Origin of the sequence: Paenibacillus sp. FSL R5-0519 (assembly GCF_037974275.1) — a bacterium.
Lineage (GTDB): Bacteria > Bacillota > Bacilli > Paenibacillales > Paenibacillaceae > Paenibacillus.
This window is the reverse complement of the sequence record NZ_CP150234.1, coordinates 5,386,533-5,402,296: the sequence shown is the minus strand read 5'-3', so window position 1 is coordinate 5,402,296 and position 15,764 is coordinate 5,386,533. Positions and strand designations below refer to the sequence as shown.

12 protein-coding genes are annotated in these 15,764 nt (G+C 48.0%); 11 read left to right on the top strand and 1 reads right to left on the bottom strand.

Features of this window, described 5'->3' with window-relative positions; all coding sequences use genetic code 11:
• Positions 1-114 precede the first annotated feature (114 nt).
• The 5 genes from MKY73_RS24350 to MKY73_RS24330 all read left to right on the top strand — a co-directional run bounded on the left by MKY73_RS24350 (position 115) and on the right by MKY73_RS24330 (position 9,313).
• Positions 115-798 (top strand): ABC transporter ATP-binding protein, encoded by a 684-nt coding sequence (locus MKY73_RS24350; protein ID WP_339303797.1) that lies wholly within the window; start codon positions 115-117, stop codon positions 796-798.
• 18 nt (positions 799-816) lie between these two features.
• On the top strand, positions 817-2,187 hold the full coding sequence (locus tag MKY73_RS24345; protein ID WP_339303796.1) for an ABC transporter permease: 1,371 nt from the start codon (positions 817-819) through the stop codon (positions 2,185-2,187).
• Between the two features lie 28 nt (positions 2,188-2,215).
• Positions 2,216-3,292, top strand: coding sequence for an efflux RND transporter periplasmic adaptor subunit (locus MKY73_RS24340; RefSeq protein WP_339303795.1), 1,077 nt, complete (start codon positions 2,216-2,218; stop codon positions 3,290-3,292).
• A gap of 525 nt (positions 3,293-3,817) precedes the next feature.
• Entirely contained in the window at positions 3,818-6,262 is a 2,445-nt protein-coding gene (locus MKY73_RS24335; RefSeq protein ID WP_339303794.1) for a glycoside hydrolase family 6 protein, read from the top strand.
• Positions 6,263-6,901: 639 nt separating this feature from the next.
• Positions 6,902-9,313, top strand: coding sequence for a rhamnogalacturonan lyase (locus MKY73_RS24330; protein ID WP_339303793.1), 2,412 nt, complete (start codon positions 6,902-6,904; stop codon positions 9,311-9,313).
• A 134-nt stretch (positions 9,314-9,447) separates the two neighbouring features.
• Here the strand turns inward: MKY73_RS24330 and MKY73_RS24325 are convergent, their stop codons facing one another.
• Positions 9,448-10,062: a histidine phosphatase family protein gene (locus tag MKY73_RS24325; RefSeq protein WP_339303792.1), complete on the bottom strand. Its 615-nt coding sequence runs from the start codon at positions 10,060-10,062 to the stop codon at positions 9,448-9,450.
• 180 nt (positions 10,063-10,242) lie between these two features.
• Between MKY73_RS24325 and MKY73_RS24320 the strand changes: the two genes are divergently transcribed.
• From MKY73_RS24320 to MKY73_RS24295, 6 genes are all read left to right on the top strand, one after another.
• A complete protein-coding gene (locus tag MKY73_RS24320) occupies positions 10,243-11,256 on the top strand; it encodes an AraC family transcriptional regulator (protein ID WP_339303791.1) in 1,014 nt (337 codons plus the stop codon).
• 188 nt (positions 11,257-11,444) lie between these two features.
• On the top strand, positions 11,445-12,950 hold the full coding sequence (locus MKY73_RS24315; protein ID WP_339303790.1) for an alpha-glucosidase/alpha-galactosidase: 1,506 nt from the start codon (positions 11,445-11,447) through the stop codon (positions 12,948-12,950).
• Positions 12,951-13,220: 270 nt separating this feature from the next.
• Positions 13,221-13,580: a PadR family transcriptional regulator gene (locus tag MKY73_RS24310; protein WP_339303789.1), complete on the top strand. Its 360-nt coding sequence runs from the start codon at positions 13,221-13,223 to the stop codon at positions 13,578-13,580.
• On the top strand, positions 13,577-14,272 hold the full coding sequence (locus MKY73_RS24305) for a permease prefix domain 1-containing protein (RefSeq protein ID WP_339303788.1): 696 nt from the start codon (positions 13,577-13,579) through the stop codon (positions 14,270-14,272). The genes MKY73_RS24310 and MKY73_RS24305 overlap by 4 nt, the downstream gene beginning before the upstream one ends.
• The gene (locus MKY73_RS24300; RefSeq protein WP_339303787.1) at positions 14,269-14,826 is read left to right on the top strand and encodes a DUF4825 domain-containing protein; all 558 of its coding nucleotides are present in this window, start codon (positions 14,269-14,271) and stop codon (positions 14,824-14,826) included. Before MKY73_RS24305 ends, MKY73_RS24300 begins: the two co-directional genes overlap by 4 nt.
• A 132-nt stretch (positions 14,827-14,958) precedes the next feature.
• Positions 14,959-15,729, top strand: a complete 771-nt coding sequence (locus MKY73_RS24295) for an amino acid ABC transporter substrate-binding protein (protein ID WP_036672520.1) — start codon at positions 14,959-14,961, stop codon at positions 15,727-15,729.
• Positions 15,730-15,764: the final 35 nt, after the last annotated feature.

Here is a 15,764-nt window from a genome sequence, read left to right as displayed (position 1 = left end):
TTACAAATTGGATACAACTCCGGTCAGCCTGGATACATCTCCAACCTATAATTAAGGTGAATGTGCTACGCGAATTCATACATAATTGGCAAGTAGAAAGGAAGACATGCAGTAATGCTTCAAGTTGATCAATTATCCCACTCGTTCCGTAATAACCAGGGAATCGTACCGGTGCTTCAAGACATCAACCTGACGATTGCAGAAGGCAAGATGGTGGCGCTGCTGGGAAGTTCAGGTTCAGGCAAGTCCACGCTGCTGAATCTGATGGCGGGGCTGATGAAGCCGGATCAAGGCAGGATTCTGATTGCGGGACAAGATATTGTTCGTTTCAGTGAGAATCGCCTGGCTGAGTTCAGGCGCAGTCATATCGGATTTATTTTCCAGTCGTATGAGCTCCTGTCCAATCTCACGATTCGGGAAAATGTAGAGTTACCGTTGGTGTTCATGGGGATCAGCCCTTCGAAGCGCAAAGCAAAAGCATTGAAACTATTGGATCAGGTTGGACTAAGTGAAAAAGCAAACTTGTTCCCGTCCCAGTTGTCGGGCGGTCAACAACAACGTGTTAGTATTGCACGCTCACTCATTACCGAACCCTCGGTGATCTTCGCGGATGAGCCTACCGGGAATCTGGATACCGAGACAGAGGAAGAGATTATTGCGATTTTGCAGCAGCTTAACCGGGAGCTGAATACCACCTTTGTTATTGTGACGCATGAAGCAGAAGTCGCGGAACAGATGCAGGTTGTACTTACATTGCAACATGGAATATTGGTTGAAGAGGCTGTAAGGGAAGTTTGAGGCAAAAGGAGAGGAAATGTGAGAATACGGGATGTAGCACGTATGGCATGGGGACAGATCATTCGCAGGAAAATGGTCACACTGCTGTGCATGATGGGGTTGTCCATCGGTTCTGCCGCCATGATCATTGCACTTAGCGTGGGGCAGTCCGTACAGGCCTATAGCGAGAAAACATTGAACGACAATTACAAGATGGATGAGATCACAATTACGCCCAATGAAGGCATACGTACGGGGAACGGCAAGGGGGGCGGTCAGAGCTCGACATTTGAACGCGGTGCGCTGACGCTGGAGAAGATTCAGATTATTCAGAGAATTCCCCATGTGGTTGCTGTGGCACCCATGTTAAAGCTGGATTCGTTGGAGATGGTGCTTCCGGATGGTCGCAGTACATACGTTGAAGTTATTGGCACGGAGCTGCAGACCCTGGGCGGGTTCGGATATAAATATGCCGAGGGACGTGCGGCGGCGGATGGTCGTATGGCGGTGACCAGTTATGGGGCCGCATTCGGACTCATAGATCCCAAAGTCACGCAGAAATTATTTGAGCAGTTGAATGCTGATCCCTATAACAATGAGCTTTTGCAGCAGTATGCGGAAATGTCATCCAAGCAGGATCAGCTCGTTCAGCAAAGTATTCAGTTTCGATATGAAGATTATACCAATGCGAGTAAAACCAAAATGAGCGGCTCGATACGCGTGTCTGGAGAACTGACGAAGCCTCCCAACATGGATGAGATGAGTGCTCAGAACGATAAAAAGATATATCTGCCGCTGGATACAGCTCGTGCTTTGCAGGATGAGCTTGGATTGCAGCAGGCTGACAGCAGTGCAGCCAAACATCTGAACTTGGCTCTGGTCAAGGTTGAGGACAAACGTTATGTATCCCAGGTGGAAGAACAGATCCAAAAGTTGACGTTAAACACACAGAGTAATCTGTTTCAGGAGGAAGCGATGACAGGCCAATTGGCAATGTACCAAAAAGCAGCATTGGGAATCGGTGGTTTCATCATGCTGCTGGCCTCGTTGTCCATTATTGTGGCAATGATCATGTCTACGCATCAGCGGCGTAAACAGATTGGCGTGATGAAGGTGCTGGGTGCAAATCTGTGGCAGATCCGCCAGATGTTTATTACGGAAGCAGCGATGCTTGGATTAATGGGCGGCTTGGCAGGTGTTGGAATTGCTTTTGCTGCCCTCGACGGGGTGAACAGTCTGCTCGCGAGTCAGATGGCAGATCAGGTCAATGGTCCGATGATCGTGGTTATTCAGCAGTCCGCTCTGCCGCTCGGCATCGTGTTTGCTGTGCTGGTCGGTGTTGTATCGGGAATATATCCGGCAATTAGCGCATCGCGGACCAACGCATTAACTGTGATCAAATCGATGTAATTTTATCAGCGAAAGGGAAATTGGGCACATGAAGAAATGGATTAAAATCATCATCACGGTTGTACTTTTGGCAGGTGTGGGGTACTGGCTGTATGAAAAGTACAAACCAAAACCGGAGGCACCTGTTGAGATCCCGCCGCCAATTATGTTTGATGTTACACAAGAAACGATAACGCAAACGATTCAGGTAAAAGGGAAATCCGTATATACCGATCAGACGGATATCTATGCTCCATATACTTCGAACATCCAGCAGTGGCATGTGAAAAGTGGTGAGCAGGTGAGCAAGGGGGATATCCTGTTTACACTCGACACGTCCACGTTACAAACGGAAGTCGAGCAATTGCAGAGCGATCTGGAGAAAGCCCAGCTGGAAAATAAGATGAATCAGGTTAGCCTGGATCAGGCGAATATGAGCGAACCGCTTGGCGTGACGGAAGAGGAGCGCAAGAAGGCATTTGCGGACCGGGAAGCCAAACGCCTGACGTATGAATTGAATCAAAAAGCACTGGTCCTGAAGGAGAAGGAGATACAGAAAAAGCAGGCCGTGATGAGCAAGTCAACTGTGTATGCTTCCGCCTCCGGTATATTTCAGATGAATGAAGAGGACAGCAAGACACGTGCAGTGACGGAAGGACAGCTAATCGGGTCCATTACCAATATCAGTAAACTGAAATTCATGACGATTGTTGGTGAAGAAGAGATGTTCAGACTTAAGGTGGGCATGCCGGTTAAGGTACGAATGACAGCGCAGAAAGACCTGCAATTCACCGGGAAGGTAAGCAAGGTGTCCAAGTTCGCCCGGAAGAGTACCGATACAGACCTCAAGCAGGCTTCCCAGTTTGACGTGGTCATTGATCTGAAGCCGGATGCAAGGATGTATGGAGGCGTGAGTCTGGAAGGCGATATCGAGACGATGCGTAAGGATAAAGTGACGGTTGTGTCCAGCCTGGCCATCATGCGGGATCAGACCGAACCTTACGTCCTGTTAGACAAAGGGAATGGACTGACAGAGCCGCTGACCATCAAGGCTGGAATGGAATCGGGGGACAAGACGGAAGTGGTAAGTGGGTTAAAACCGGGAGATGTCGTTGTTCTGCCCTAGACAAACGGGTGAAATTCGACCTTGATCAACACGAGGTTCATTGTGGGATAAGGCCAGGATGAGCCTCTGGTGTGGTTAGGGGCAAGGGGTGTCCAGATTCCTGCCTGAATTATGGAAAAAAATATAATTAAATTTATTTAATTCAATTTACAGTAATATTTACATGTCGTATAATCGTACATAAGGAGGTGACACCGAACATCAAGTTTGTAGATGGGCAGGCGATGGCCTTTTTTTAAACCGCTTAAAGAAAGCGCTTACTGAATCGAAAGATTCAAGTATCCTGTAAATCCATCTCCACACTTCTTCATGTCTAACACACAATCACCCACACCCACCACATTATACTCATTCTCATGGTTCGCCCTCACACAATTTGTTTGATCAAGTTTCCAGTTATACAACCATTTCTTATGGAGGTGATACAACCAACTCATCCGAACGTTCTCTTCGTGCTAAGCATCATCATGACACAGAGGATCAGACATGAGTACAACCCAATCTAACTAAAGGAAAGGTGGAACTATGAAGACTACATTGAAAACCAGATCAAGAGGTAAGAAGATCCTGCGCAAAGGAGTAAAGCAAATGTTGGCGGCAACACTGCTGGCGGCGGGGATTTTCCCGGGAATGTCTCCGGGACTGACTCAGGCAGCTGAAGCACATGTGGATAATCCATTTGTAGGGGCAACAGCTTATTTGAATGAGGACTATTCGGCTCTTGTGGATACGTCCATTGCGTTGACCAATGATGCATCGCTGAAGGCCCAGATGGAGACGGTCAAATCGTATCCAACCGCAGTGTGGATTGACCGGATTGCTGCGATCTATGGTGGTACGGACAATGCGGGTCGCAAAAGCGTAGAGGAACATCTCGATGCTGTTCTTGCCCAAAAGAAACCCGGGACACCAATAACGGCTTCATTCGTTATCTATAACTTGCCAGGTCGGGATTGTCATGCCCTTGCTTCGAATGGTGAACTTCCACTAACACAGGCTGCACTACAGACGTATAAAACGGACTATATTGATGTAATTGCAGATATCTTCGCAGATCCAAAGTATCAGGATATTCGCATTATCGCTGTCATTGAACCGGACAGTCTGCCTAACCTTGTGACCAACCTGAGCACACCAGCTTGTGGTCAAGCCAGTTCAACAGGTATCTATGAGGCGGGTGTGAAGTATGCATTGGACAAGCTGCACGCCATTCCGAATGTGTACAACTATCTGGATATCGGTCACTCCGGCTGGCTTGGATGGGATAACAACCGTTCTGCGGCAGTTGCGTTGTATACGGACGTAGTAAATGATACTGCGGCAGGTCTGCAGAGTGCAGATGGCTTCATTACGAACACGGCGAATACCACACCGCTGGGAGAACCGAACCTGTCCAACCCGGATCTCAATATCGGTGGACAACCGATTAAATCAGCCAAGTTTTATGAGTGGAATCCGTATTTTGACGAAACCGATTTCACCGCTGCGCTGTATACCGATTTCGTACAAGCCGGCTGGCCAAGCAGCACAGGTTTCCTGATCGATACTAGTCGGAACGGCTGGGGCGGGGTAGACCGTCCAACATCGGCTACGGGCAGCAACATCAACGATTATGTAAATTCCGGACGTGTAGATCGCCGGGAGCATCGGGGGAACTGGTGTAATGCCAGTGGAGCTGGCATAGGGGAAGTCCCTAAGGCAGCGCCAGGACCAGCGCATCTGGATGCTTATGTCTGGGTGAAACCTCCGGGTGAATCCGATGGCTCCAGTTCCGAAATTCCGAATAACGAAGGCAAAGGTTTCGACCGGATGTGTGATCCGACCTTCACCACTCGGGATGGTGTATTAACAGGTGCATTGCCCAATGCTCCGGTATCGGGTCACTGGTTCCATGATCAATTCGTGGCACTGGTGAAGAACTCATTCCCTGTGCTGCCTGCAAGTAACGGTGGAGGCAATCCTCCGGGAGGTAATACAGCTCCGGCTGCACCCACAGCATTGACGGCTACTGCCGGTAACGCTCAGGTCTCCTTGACGTGGACGGCTTCTGCAGGGGCAACGAGTTATAGCGTGAAGCGGGCACTGAGTGCATCAGGTCCATTCACAACGATTGCTGCCAATGTAAGTGGAACATCTTACAGCAACACCGGCCTGATCAATGGCACAACCTATTATTATGTGGTCACGGCAACGAATGCTGTAGGTGAGAGTGTTAACTCTGCCACAGCAATTGCTACACCGGTTGCAGGTGTAACGGCGCCAGCTGCACCGACTGCGCTCACAGCAACCGCAGGTAATGCACAGGTGAGCCTGACCTGGACTGCCTCAACAGGTGCAGCAAGTTATAATGTGAAACGGGCGCTGAGTGCATCAGGTCCGTTCACAACAATCGCGACGAATGTGAGTGGTACGTCTTACACCAACACTTCCCTCACAAACGGAACAACGTATCATTATGTGGTAAGTGCAGTGAACACAGCAGGGCAAAGTGCCAATTCTGCTGTAGCCTCCGCGACACCTCAAAGTGTCGTTGTACCGACAAGTGATCTTGTCCTGCAATATCGTGCTGGAGATACCAATGCGCTGGACAGCCAGATCAAACCGTATTTCAACATCAAAAATCTGGGCAGTACTGCTGTGAATCTGAGTGATCTGAAGATTCGTTATTACTTCTCCAAAGAAGGATCGGCTGCAATGGATTCTGCCATTGATTACGCTCAAGTTGGCGGAGCCAATATTCAGCGTACCTTCACAGACTCGTATGTAGAGCTGAGCTTCACAGCTGGCGCTGGCAGCATTCAGGCTGGTGGACAGACTGGCGATATCCAGCTTCGCATGTACAAAACAGACTGGTCCAACTTTGACGAGACGAATGACTACTCCTTCGATCCAACGAAAACATCCTACCAGGATTGGAACAAAGTAACACTCTATCAAGGTGGAAACCTGGTGTGGGGCATTGAGCCTTAAGAATTTCTGGTAATTGTCTTAACCGTAATCCTCCGTGTGTTAGAGGATTGCGGTTTTTTACTTTTCATTACATGAGGCATTCTTGAAATGAAGTTCTTGACCAACTGAGAGGTGTAGTGGAGGGGACGAAATCGATTCTGGAGAAGCGAAGCTGAAAGCTTTCTGCAAGAAAGCTACTTCGTAAGTATCATCTCGCCTTTATCCTCGGATTTTTTCCATTGGAAAAGGGATAGAAGAAAATCCGGGGATAACAGCGATCATAAGAACGATTCGTAACCGGAGCGGCTATCCCTCACATCTGCAAGTACTTTTTTCCAAAATGACTCCTAAAAACACTGAATATTGATCGTTTTGAACGGATATTTGCCTAGGGTCTGGCAGGCAGGATGTCTATAATAGAACCGGATGGGCGGGATCACCTCGCTCAGATTGGAAAGAGAATGAAAGGAGGACCGCACTCTGGTAGTCGGGCAAGCTGATTTCTCTTTTTTAATTTTGTAAGCGTAATCATTAAAGTTTGGAATCAGTCGTTGAAGAGGTCTACATGGGTGATCGAATGCCCGTACGGGTAATCGAATGCTCAATCATCATCGAAGTGTATCAGCATCATCTATTCTGTCTCAAGGAGCGTGAAGGTGGATGAACTCAGAAACAACAGCGCCGGTACATAAGGGATCGGCTTCAGGTCAGCAATCCGGTCGTAGGAAGGCACGGTTGCCACTTGCAGCCAAGGTACTCTCTTCGGCACTCAGCGTAGCTTTGCTTATTGGAGGAACAGCGGGAGTCACTGGAGCCGAAGCTTCGAATGGAAATAGTACGACAGAGGCTGGACTGCAATCACATAAGGGGGGCAGTCACTTGAAAGAGATTCAACTGGAATATCTGGATCGCGGTCTGGTAGCTGCATCAACATCTGAAGGTGTTTTTCTTAGCTGGAGATTGCTTGGTGACGAGGCCACAGGGTATAGCGATAAAGGGCTGACAGGTACGGACTTTAACGTCTACCGTGATGGCAAAAAGATCGCTACGGTCACCGACAGCACCAACTATGTAGATACCTCAGGCAAATCGACTTCCCGTTATGAAGTGGCAGCGGTGAACAAGAAGGGCAAGGAAAGCAAACGCAGCGCATCCGTCAAACCTTGGGCGAACGGGTATGTGGATATTCCACTGCAAAAACCTGCCGATGGTGTGACACCTGTGGGAGAAGCTTATACGTATTCCGCCAATGACATGAGCGTGGGGGATGTGGACGGGGATGGCCAGTATGAGTTTTTTGTCAAATGGGACCCTTCCAACGCCAAGGACGTATCGCAAAAAGGATACACCGGTAAAACCTACATTGATGCTTACACCTTGGACGGTCAATTACTCTACCGGATCGATCTTGGGGTCAACATCCGTGCAGGTGCTCATTATACACAGATGCTTGTTTACGATTTTGACGGGGATGGCAAGGCTGAGATGATGTTCAAAACTGCTCCGGGCACGAAAATAATCCAATATAACAAAAAAGGAAAAGTGACATCCGAGAAGTATATCACCTTACCGAAGGAAGACCGCAAGGCAGGCGTGAAGAACGAGGATGATTATCGTTTAAGTGCTGACGGTTACTACGATCACGTGGTGGATATGTTCAGAAACTGGCATAAACACGAAGAGGTTGTGAAGGGCAACTGGCCTGCGACATTGGAAGAGGCATTTGGAATGGAGAAAAAGTATAACTACCCATTATCTCAGCAGGATGCCGAGAGCCTGGCCGACTACTTTATTGATGTATATGCGGTAGAACGCAGTAACCGAAATGAGTTGCGTAAGTTCGAAGGTTTTATCGTGGATGGGCCGGAGTATGTTACGGTATTTGAAGGCAAATCAGGCAAAGAGCTGGAGACCATTCCCTATGAACCTGAGCGTCATGATGATGGTCTGATGTGGGGCGATTATGCCATGGCACGGATCGAACCCGGCAATCGGGTGGACCGTTTCCTGGCAGGCGTGGCGTATTTGGATGGCAAGACACCGTCTGCTATCTTTGCACGCGGATATTATACACGTTCAACGATGGTTGCCTACAATTGGGACGGCAAGAAGCTGAAAAAGGAATGGAAAGTGGACAGCGGCTGGACGCCAATGAAAAATCCGTTCAATGATGGGCCACATGGTGTGGATGGCACAGATCCAGTGTACGGCTCGATTACAACCCAAGGCGCCCACTATTTCAGTGTGGCGGATGTGGATGGAGACGGCAAACAGGAGATCATCTATGGCTCCGCTACGATTGATCATGATGGCAGCGTACTGTATAGCTCCACAGACCTGATGCCAGCCGAAAGTGCTGCACCGGGAACGATTGCCCGTCTGGGTCATGGGGATGCCCTTCATGTAGCAGATATCGACCCGGATCGTCCGGGACTGGAGATCTTCATGGTTCATGAGGGTGGTCCTTGGGCGCCATACGGATATTCCCTGCGTGATGCGAAGACTGGTGAAGTCATCTATGGCGGATACACAGGGAAAGATACCGGACGCGGCATGGTGGGGGATGTTGATCCAACCCGTCGCGGTCTGGAGACATGGGCTGTAGGCTTGTGGACGGCACAGGGTCAGAAAATCAGTGATCAAGCACCTGGTACGAATATGAATATCCGTTGGTCTGGTGATATGACAACACAGATCGTAGATGGTGCCATTGATGTTACTCCAACCATCAAAGATTGGAATCGTGGCACGTTGCTGACGGCAACAGGCACATTGACTAACAATTACACCAAAGGTACGCCTTCTCTTGTAGCTGATATTTTCGGGGATTGGCGGGAAGAGATGCTGGTGAGAACCACCGACAGCTCAGCAATCCGCATCTATCTGAGTACCGAGAAGACGGATCGCAAGCTGTACACGTTGATGCATGATGCAATGTATCGTGTGGGTATTGCCGGACAGAACAGTGGATACAATCAGCCTTCCTATCCGTCCTTCTACATGGCATCGGATATCGACTGGTCGAAGGTAACGCTGCCTAAGTTCTACACGCCAGGTAAGGGCAGAAAATAATTGAAGTGCTTTAAAGCTCTGGAATCTCCCATGTGTCTTGGCATATGGAGGTTTCAGAGCTTTTTTACATGAGGATCGGTGGACATCACTTGGCGTTTTTCAATCTATCCGTGGTACGTCATTCTTCTACATCCTTAGTTAGAGTCTAGATGCGCGGTAGAAGCGAATGCTTTTATGGTGTATTTCCCTTGATCATGGATCAAGGTGGTGATGGAGCACTCAGGGATCAATTGGTTCTGCATCGCTTTAAAATCGGGATGACAATCGTTAAGCTCGCGCTCGGTGAGGGTTTGCACCAGGAAATCCGTAATGAGTCCACCATGTGTAACCACAATAAGGTTACTGTTCTCCTGCTCTTCATTAGTCAATTCGGTTAAGCGGGAGGCCAGACGTTCACCAGCCTGTTTGGCCGAGTCTCCCACAGGTGGAATGTAATCGGGGTCAGACGTGCATCGATCCCACATCGCAATGAATTCTTCGAATGACTGATCCGGGCCATCTCCCCAATTGGCACGTTCGCGCAGGCGGGGATCTACTATTATGGGGGATTGAGTATGATGGGCAATCCTGCTGGCGGTTTCTTGGGCTCGCCGAAGTGGGCTGGTCAGGATTTTAGCAACAGGAAAGGCAGCTCTGGCAAAATGAAGTGCTGTGGCTTCGGCTTGTAAAAAACCTTCGGAAGTGAGGGGGACATCACCCATTCGCCGTTCTTTGAGGCCGTGCCTCACCAGATGAAAGGTGATACTCATGCGTAGAAACCTCCTTAAGTAAAAATAGTTATCATAAATGATTAGATAATACACTAATTATATATTCATCTAATTATGAAATACAATCATCATTTGAGTCAGGACGTTTATATCCAACCTACATAATTGTTACAATGGAGAAAAGTGAGGATTGATCGTTGAAGGACTGGAGGTATGGACATGAGCATCTCGAAGCGCTGGACAGGAAGCCTATATCAGGAGGCATTGCGAACAGAGGATTGTGGGCCGCGTTTTTACGCGTACTATTATAAGCAATGGGACAACTACCGTATGTCCTATCACCATCATGATTCCATGGAGATTATGTATATTATTTCGGGAATGTGTCGTGTGGACGTACTGATGCCGGATGGGAGCTCGGAACAGGCTGTTCTGAAAAAAGGGCAGTTCATTATGCTCGATGCCGGCGTCCCGCACCGTTTGCTGGTAGAAGATGGCGTGCCTTGCCGGATGCTCAATGTAGAGTTTGGATTCTCGGGAACACCAGCCGGTCAGCTGTCCATTCGACAGCTCGTACAGGAAGAGGAAGAAGTCCACACTTTGCTGGCCAATGCCTCACCATATCTGGTACTGCCTGACCCGGAAGAGGTGTATTACATTATGAAAAGTCTGGTGTTGGAGCTCGATCAGCGTGGTCTATTGGAGCAGGGAAGATCCTCTGGCCCATTAGGCGTTATTCCCAGAGAGGAGCGTGCACAACATCGCGAAGCCCGGAATCTGTCGTCCCCGGAACAGGGAATGCTGGTGCGCACGTTGTTCATCCAGTTGATCGTCCGTGTAGCACGTCTGCGCGGAGAAATGAACCGGAGTGCGCCAGATCAGGCGGAGCTGTATGTCAAACGAACGATCGAATTCATGCACCATAATATGGATCGCAATATTCAGATGAAGGACATTGCCGCAGCCGTCAATCTGCATCCGGGTTATTTGCATCGCATTTTCCGTCAGCACACACAGCGTACACCAACCGATTACCTGACCATGCTTCGGATGGAGAAGGCCAAGATGCTGCTACAGCAGACGAATATTCCGATTTCTGAGATCTCCGACTATGTTGGAGTAGGGAGTCGTCAGTATTTTCATATGTTATTCAAAAAATATACCGGCTGTACCCCTGTTGAATTTCGCTCCTCGATGGAACGACATGTGAGTCAATATCCGACCGATGAATGAGTCATTTGCAGTAATTTAGAAGACAAGTGTAATAGTGGATCTGGTGTTTAAAAGTTAGGATTTTTGACAACAAGATCTTGAACAGGTCATGATTTTGATAACGCTTCCCTGTTTGCCGTTGGTACAATGATCTCATGAAGAGAGTCATTAACCGAAGTGAAAGATTCGGATTAGGGGAGGACATAGGGATGTCGTTTAAAGTGGCGTTTATCGGGGCAGGAAGTATCGGATTTACACGGGGATTGCTAAGGGATTTGCTCACGGTACCGGAGTTTAACAACATTGAGATTGCGTTCTGCGATATTAGCCAGCACAATCTGGACATGGTGACGGAGCTGTGTCAGCGGGATATTCGTGAGAATGGATTGAATATTCAGATTCAGCCGACAACAGATCGGAAAGAAGCGTTAAAAGATGCGAAATATGTACTGTGTACGATTCGTGTTGGGGGACTGGAAGCATTTGCAACCGATGTGGACATTCCACTGAAATATGGGGTAGACCAATGTGTCGGTGATACGCTGTGTGCAGGCGGCATTATGTATGGACAACGCGGAATCGCCGAGATGCTGGACATCTGTAAAGATATTCGTGAACATAGCGCACTTGACGTGCTGCTCTTGAACTATTCCAATCCGATGGCGATGCTCACATGGGCTTGCAACAAGTACGGCGGTGTGCGGACGATCGGATTGTGTCATGGTGTACAGCATGGTCATCATCAGATTGCGGAAGCTTTTGGCTTGAAAAAGAGTGAAGTGGATATTATCTGTGCCGGCATCAACCATCAGACCTGGTATATTCAGGCTTCTCATGAAGGCAAAGATCTTACAGCTGACCTGCTCGAAGCCTTCGAAAAACATCCCGAGTATAGCCGCACCGAAAAAGTGCGGATCGATATGCTGCGTCGCTTCGGATATTACAGTACAGAATCGAATGGTCATCTGAGTGAATATGTGCCGTGGTACCGCAAACGTCCGGAAGAGATTAACGAATGGATCGACCTGGGCAACTGGATCAACGGAGAGACAGGTGGGTATCTGCGGGTATGCACCGAGGGGCGCAACTGGTTTGAGACGGATTTCCCTAACTGGATGAAGGATGAACCGATGCAATTCATTCCCGAAAAACGGGGCGAGGAGCATGGTTCGTACATTATCGAAGGGCTGGAGACCGGACGTGTCTATCGCGGACATTTTAATAACGTTAATCATGGAGTCATCTCGAACCTGCCGGACGATGCGATTATTGAAGCACCGGGATATGTGGATCGCAACGGCATTTCTATGCCACATGTAGGTGATCTGCCACTAGGACCAGCCGCGGTATGTAATGTGAGTATTTCCGTGCAACGTCTGGCGGTTGAAGCTGCGGTGAACGGAGATGACCAATTGCTTCGTCAGGCGTTCATGATGGATCCGCTCGTAGGTGCCGTATGTAATCCAAAAGAGATCTGGCAGATGGTCGATGAGATGTTGGTTGCACAGGCTCAGTGGCTGCCACAGTACGGGGATGCGATTGCTGCCGCAGAAGCAAGACTTGCTGCGGGTAATCTTATTCCGACGAAGGAGTATGAAGGTGCAGCACGTCTTAAGGTGAAAACCGTTGAAGAGATGCAACAGGATCGTGATGCTGCCAACAAAAACGCAGGTGAATCCGATAAAGGCAAGGATCGTGAGAAAGTGCAGCAATAGACAAAACGAGTATAGGGCTTCTCCATAATTGGAGGAGCCCTGTTTTATTTTTTTGGACGCCGCGGACAACGGCTAAAGTAACGTTCACATCGTACTTATGAATTGTATTATAACCACCTCTTTATTCCTTCCATGCGAAAAGCAAGAGAGGAATATTGCAACGTTGCTCACTTTGAGGCATATTTACCATGTGATGCATATTACCTTTACAGACATAGTAATATGTCTTATAGTATACGAAGGATGGAAGAAAGTCGGTGAATTTAGCAGATGGATGTTCAAGTAATTAACAGTGATCTGATTCGGGGCAATATTGACCCCATCATTCTGAGTGTACTTATACCTTCTGATAACTATGGTTACAGCATTATTAAGGATATCTATCGCAAGAGTGGAGAGCAGTTTGAATTGAAGGAACCTACGCTTTATTCCAGTTTGAAGAGGCTGGAGAAGAGTGGATATGTGGAGTCCTACTGGGGGGAAGAGACGCAGGGAGGACGACGCAAATATTACCGGATTACAGTGCAAGGCCTCGAAGCCTATAGAGGGCAGGTTCAAGCTTGGCAGGCAGCCAAGGCACTGATTGATTGTATGATTGTCACTGGAGAAAAAGGAGATGAAGACCTATGAGATTGGAAGCTCGCATCACCCGTCATGTGAATCGTCTGTTCGCTCACGCACCAGATACATTGGATAATCGGGAATTAAAAGAAGAGATTCACAGTAATCTCGCTGCGCGGATTGACGATTATATCTCGCAGGGGATGAATGAAGAGAAGGCTTTCCAGACCGCCATTCAGCATATCGCTGGTATGGATCAAGTGATGAGTGACCATCGGAGAGTACAACGTGTTCCGTACTGGACAGCGTTATTACAGTCTGCTCTGATATATTGCCTTATAGCCTGGATCATAACCATTCCAACGAGAGTGGTGATGCAAGGCTCCGCCATAAACAACCTGCTTATGCTCGTGAGCCTCCTTGTTGGGGGATCATATGTATTGTATATGTTGACTAACAGGACGAATGATCCGGCAACTTCAGTGAAAACTACAGTGATTCAAACCGATGCCTTTATGCGGTGGAATCGCAGAATTTGGTGGTTATGGGCGGTGTTCATGATTGTACTATGGGGAACACAGGCGGCGTTGCGATTTGGAAGCAACATCTGGTTTAATCGACCCATTCAGGTGGATGGACCTTATCAGTTTGCTGTGATGGCCATTGCCTTTGCTATCCCGCTACTGAGCGTTATTATTCCTTTGGTAGTGCATCGGGCGTATCGGATCATTAGCAAATATGAAGTGAGTGATGTGTCATGAGAGGGAAAAATATATGGATTATTGCACTCGTTGTTCTCGGTGTGGTTGGCCTTGTGTTCGTGGAGGGTTTCGTTAATCCGAGGATCGAGGCACAGCAGGATCAGTATGAAGCAGAGCAGAATAATCCGCTGACGCATGATTTTGCCGCTTTAGTGAAATACCGCAGTCCCTACATGGGTGATAATTCCAACCTTAGTCATTTGAATCAGGCCTTACCTTTACGAGAAAGATTGGATGGTTACCAACTGTACCCGGAGACGTTCACGGCTCAAGTGAATTATAGCTTGGATACGCACGAGATGGATACAGAGGAACTTGAGCGGATACTGGTATATAATGCGATTGCGAACTTTGTGATGATCGATAATCTGGAGCAGGTAGTCTACCAGTTAGAGAATACCAGCTATACCTTACGTCGTGAATCTGCCCAACAATGGACAGGTACGGAATTAGAGAAGCTTCAGAACCTGGAGCTATGGAATTCGATTGTACGCGAGAAGCTCGTGGAAACGGCACAAGTGAAAGCAGCTTTTTCACAAATTGTTGACAATTAAGTTGCATGAAATAGAAGGAAATAGGCAAGAGACTCGACTCTTCTTCCATGCTATGTTATTATAAATCTCTGATAACGTGGTAACGAACTAAAGCGTTTTGGTTTTGGTTATAGACATGGAGGGGTTTGAGAGATGAGAAAAAAAGCGATTCTACTATTATTCATTAGTATATGTGTATTGATTGTAGCGGGTTGTTCCAGTTCCGCAAGCAAAGACGATAACACGATTGTTGTAGGAATTGACGATAAGTTTGCTCCAATGGGTTTCCGAGATGAGCAGAATGAAATTGTTGGTTTTGATATTGATTACGCACGAGCTGCAGCGGAGAAAATGGGTAAAGAAATCACATTCCAGCCGATCGACTGGTCTTCCAAAGAATCGGAGCTGAATAGTGGTCGAATCGACATGATCTGGAACGGATACACCATTACGGATGAGCGCAAAGAGAAAGTGCTCTTCACGAAGCCTTATCTGGAAAACAGTCAGGTCGCGATTACACTGGCGGACTCGCCAATTACGAAGCTGGATGAACTCGATGGCAAAAATGTGGGGTTGCAGGCGTTGTCCTCAGCGGCAGATGCACTGGCAGCTAGTCCCCTGAAGGATAAAGTAAAAGCTTCCGAATTCAAAGATAACGTGCTTGCGCTGACTGATCTGAAGACGAAACGTCTGGATGCGGTCATCATCGATGAAGTGGTAGCGAGATACTACATGTCCAAGGAAGAGGGAACCTTCAAACTGCTGGATGAATCTCTTGCACCGGAACAATACGGAATTGGTATCAAAAAAGGCAATGAAGAGCTCTTGAATCAGCTGCAAAAAGCGCTGGATGAACTCAATGCAGACGGAACAGCAGCTAAAATCTCCACCCAATGGTTGGGTGAAGACAAGGTTCTGAAATAGGCAGGTTACACACCTGATATATAGTTTGAACAAAA

Bases quoted from the DNA above. Each gene is read 5' to 3' on its own strand.
- MKY73_RS24310 (WP_339303789.1), top strand. From the start codon at position 13,221: ATGGATGTTCAAGTAATTAACAGTGATCTGATTCGGGGCAATATTGAC.
- MKY73_RS24325 (WP_339303792.1), bottom strand. From the start codon at position 10,062: ATGAGTATCACCTTTCATCTGGTGAGGCACGGCCTCAAAGAACGGCGA.
- MKY73_RS24300 (WP_339303787.1), top strand. From the start codon at position 14,269: ATGAGAGGGAAAAATATATGGATTATTGCACTCGTTGTTCTCGGTGTG.
- MKY73_RS24340 (WP_339303795.1), top strand. From the start codon at position 2,216: ATGAAGAAATGGATTAAAATCATCATCACGGTTGTACTTTTGGCAGGT.
- MKY73_RS24320 (WP_339303791.1), top strand. From the start codon at position 10,243: ATGAGCATCTCGAAGCGCTGGACAGGAAGCCTATATCAGGAGGCATTG.
- MKY73_RS24335 (WP_339303794.1), top strand. From the start codon at position 3,818: ATGAAGACTACATTGAAAACCAGATCAAGAGGTAAGAAGATCCTGCGC.
- MKY73_RS24315 (WP_339303790.1), top strand. From the start codon at position 11,445: ATGTCGTTTAAAGTGGCGTTTATCGGGGCAGGAAGTATCGGATTTACA.
- MKY73_RS24305 (WP_339303788.1), top strand. From the start codon at position 13,577: ATGAGATTGGAAGCTCGCATCACCCGTCATGTGAATCGTCTGTTCGCT.
- MKY73_RS24295 (WP_036672520.1), top strand. From the start codon at position 14,959: ATGAGAAAAAAAGCGATTCTACTATTATTCATTAGTATATGTGTATTG.
- MKY73_RS24330 (WP_339303793.1), top strand. From the start codon at position 6,902: ATGAACTCAGAAACAACAGCGCCGGTACATAAGGGATCGGCTTCAGGT.
- MKY73_RS24350 (WP_339303797.1), top strand. From the start codon at position 115: ATGCTTCAAGTTGATCAATTATCCCACTCGTTCCGTAATAACCAGGGA.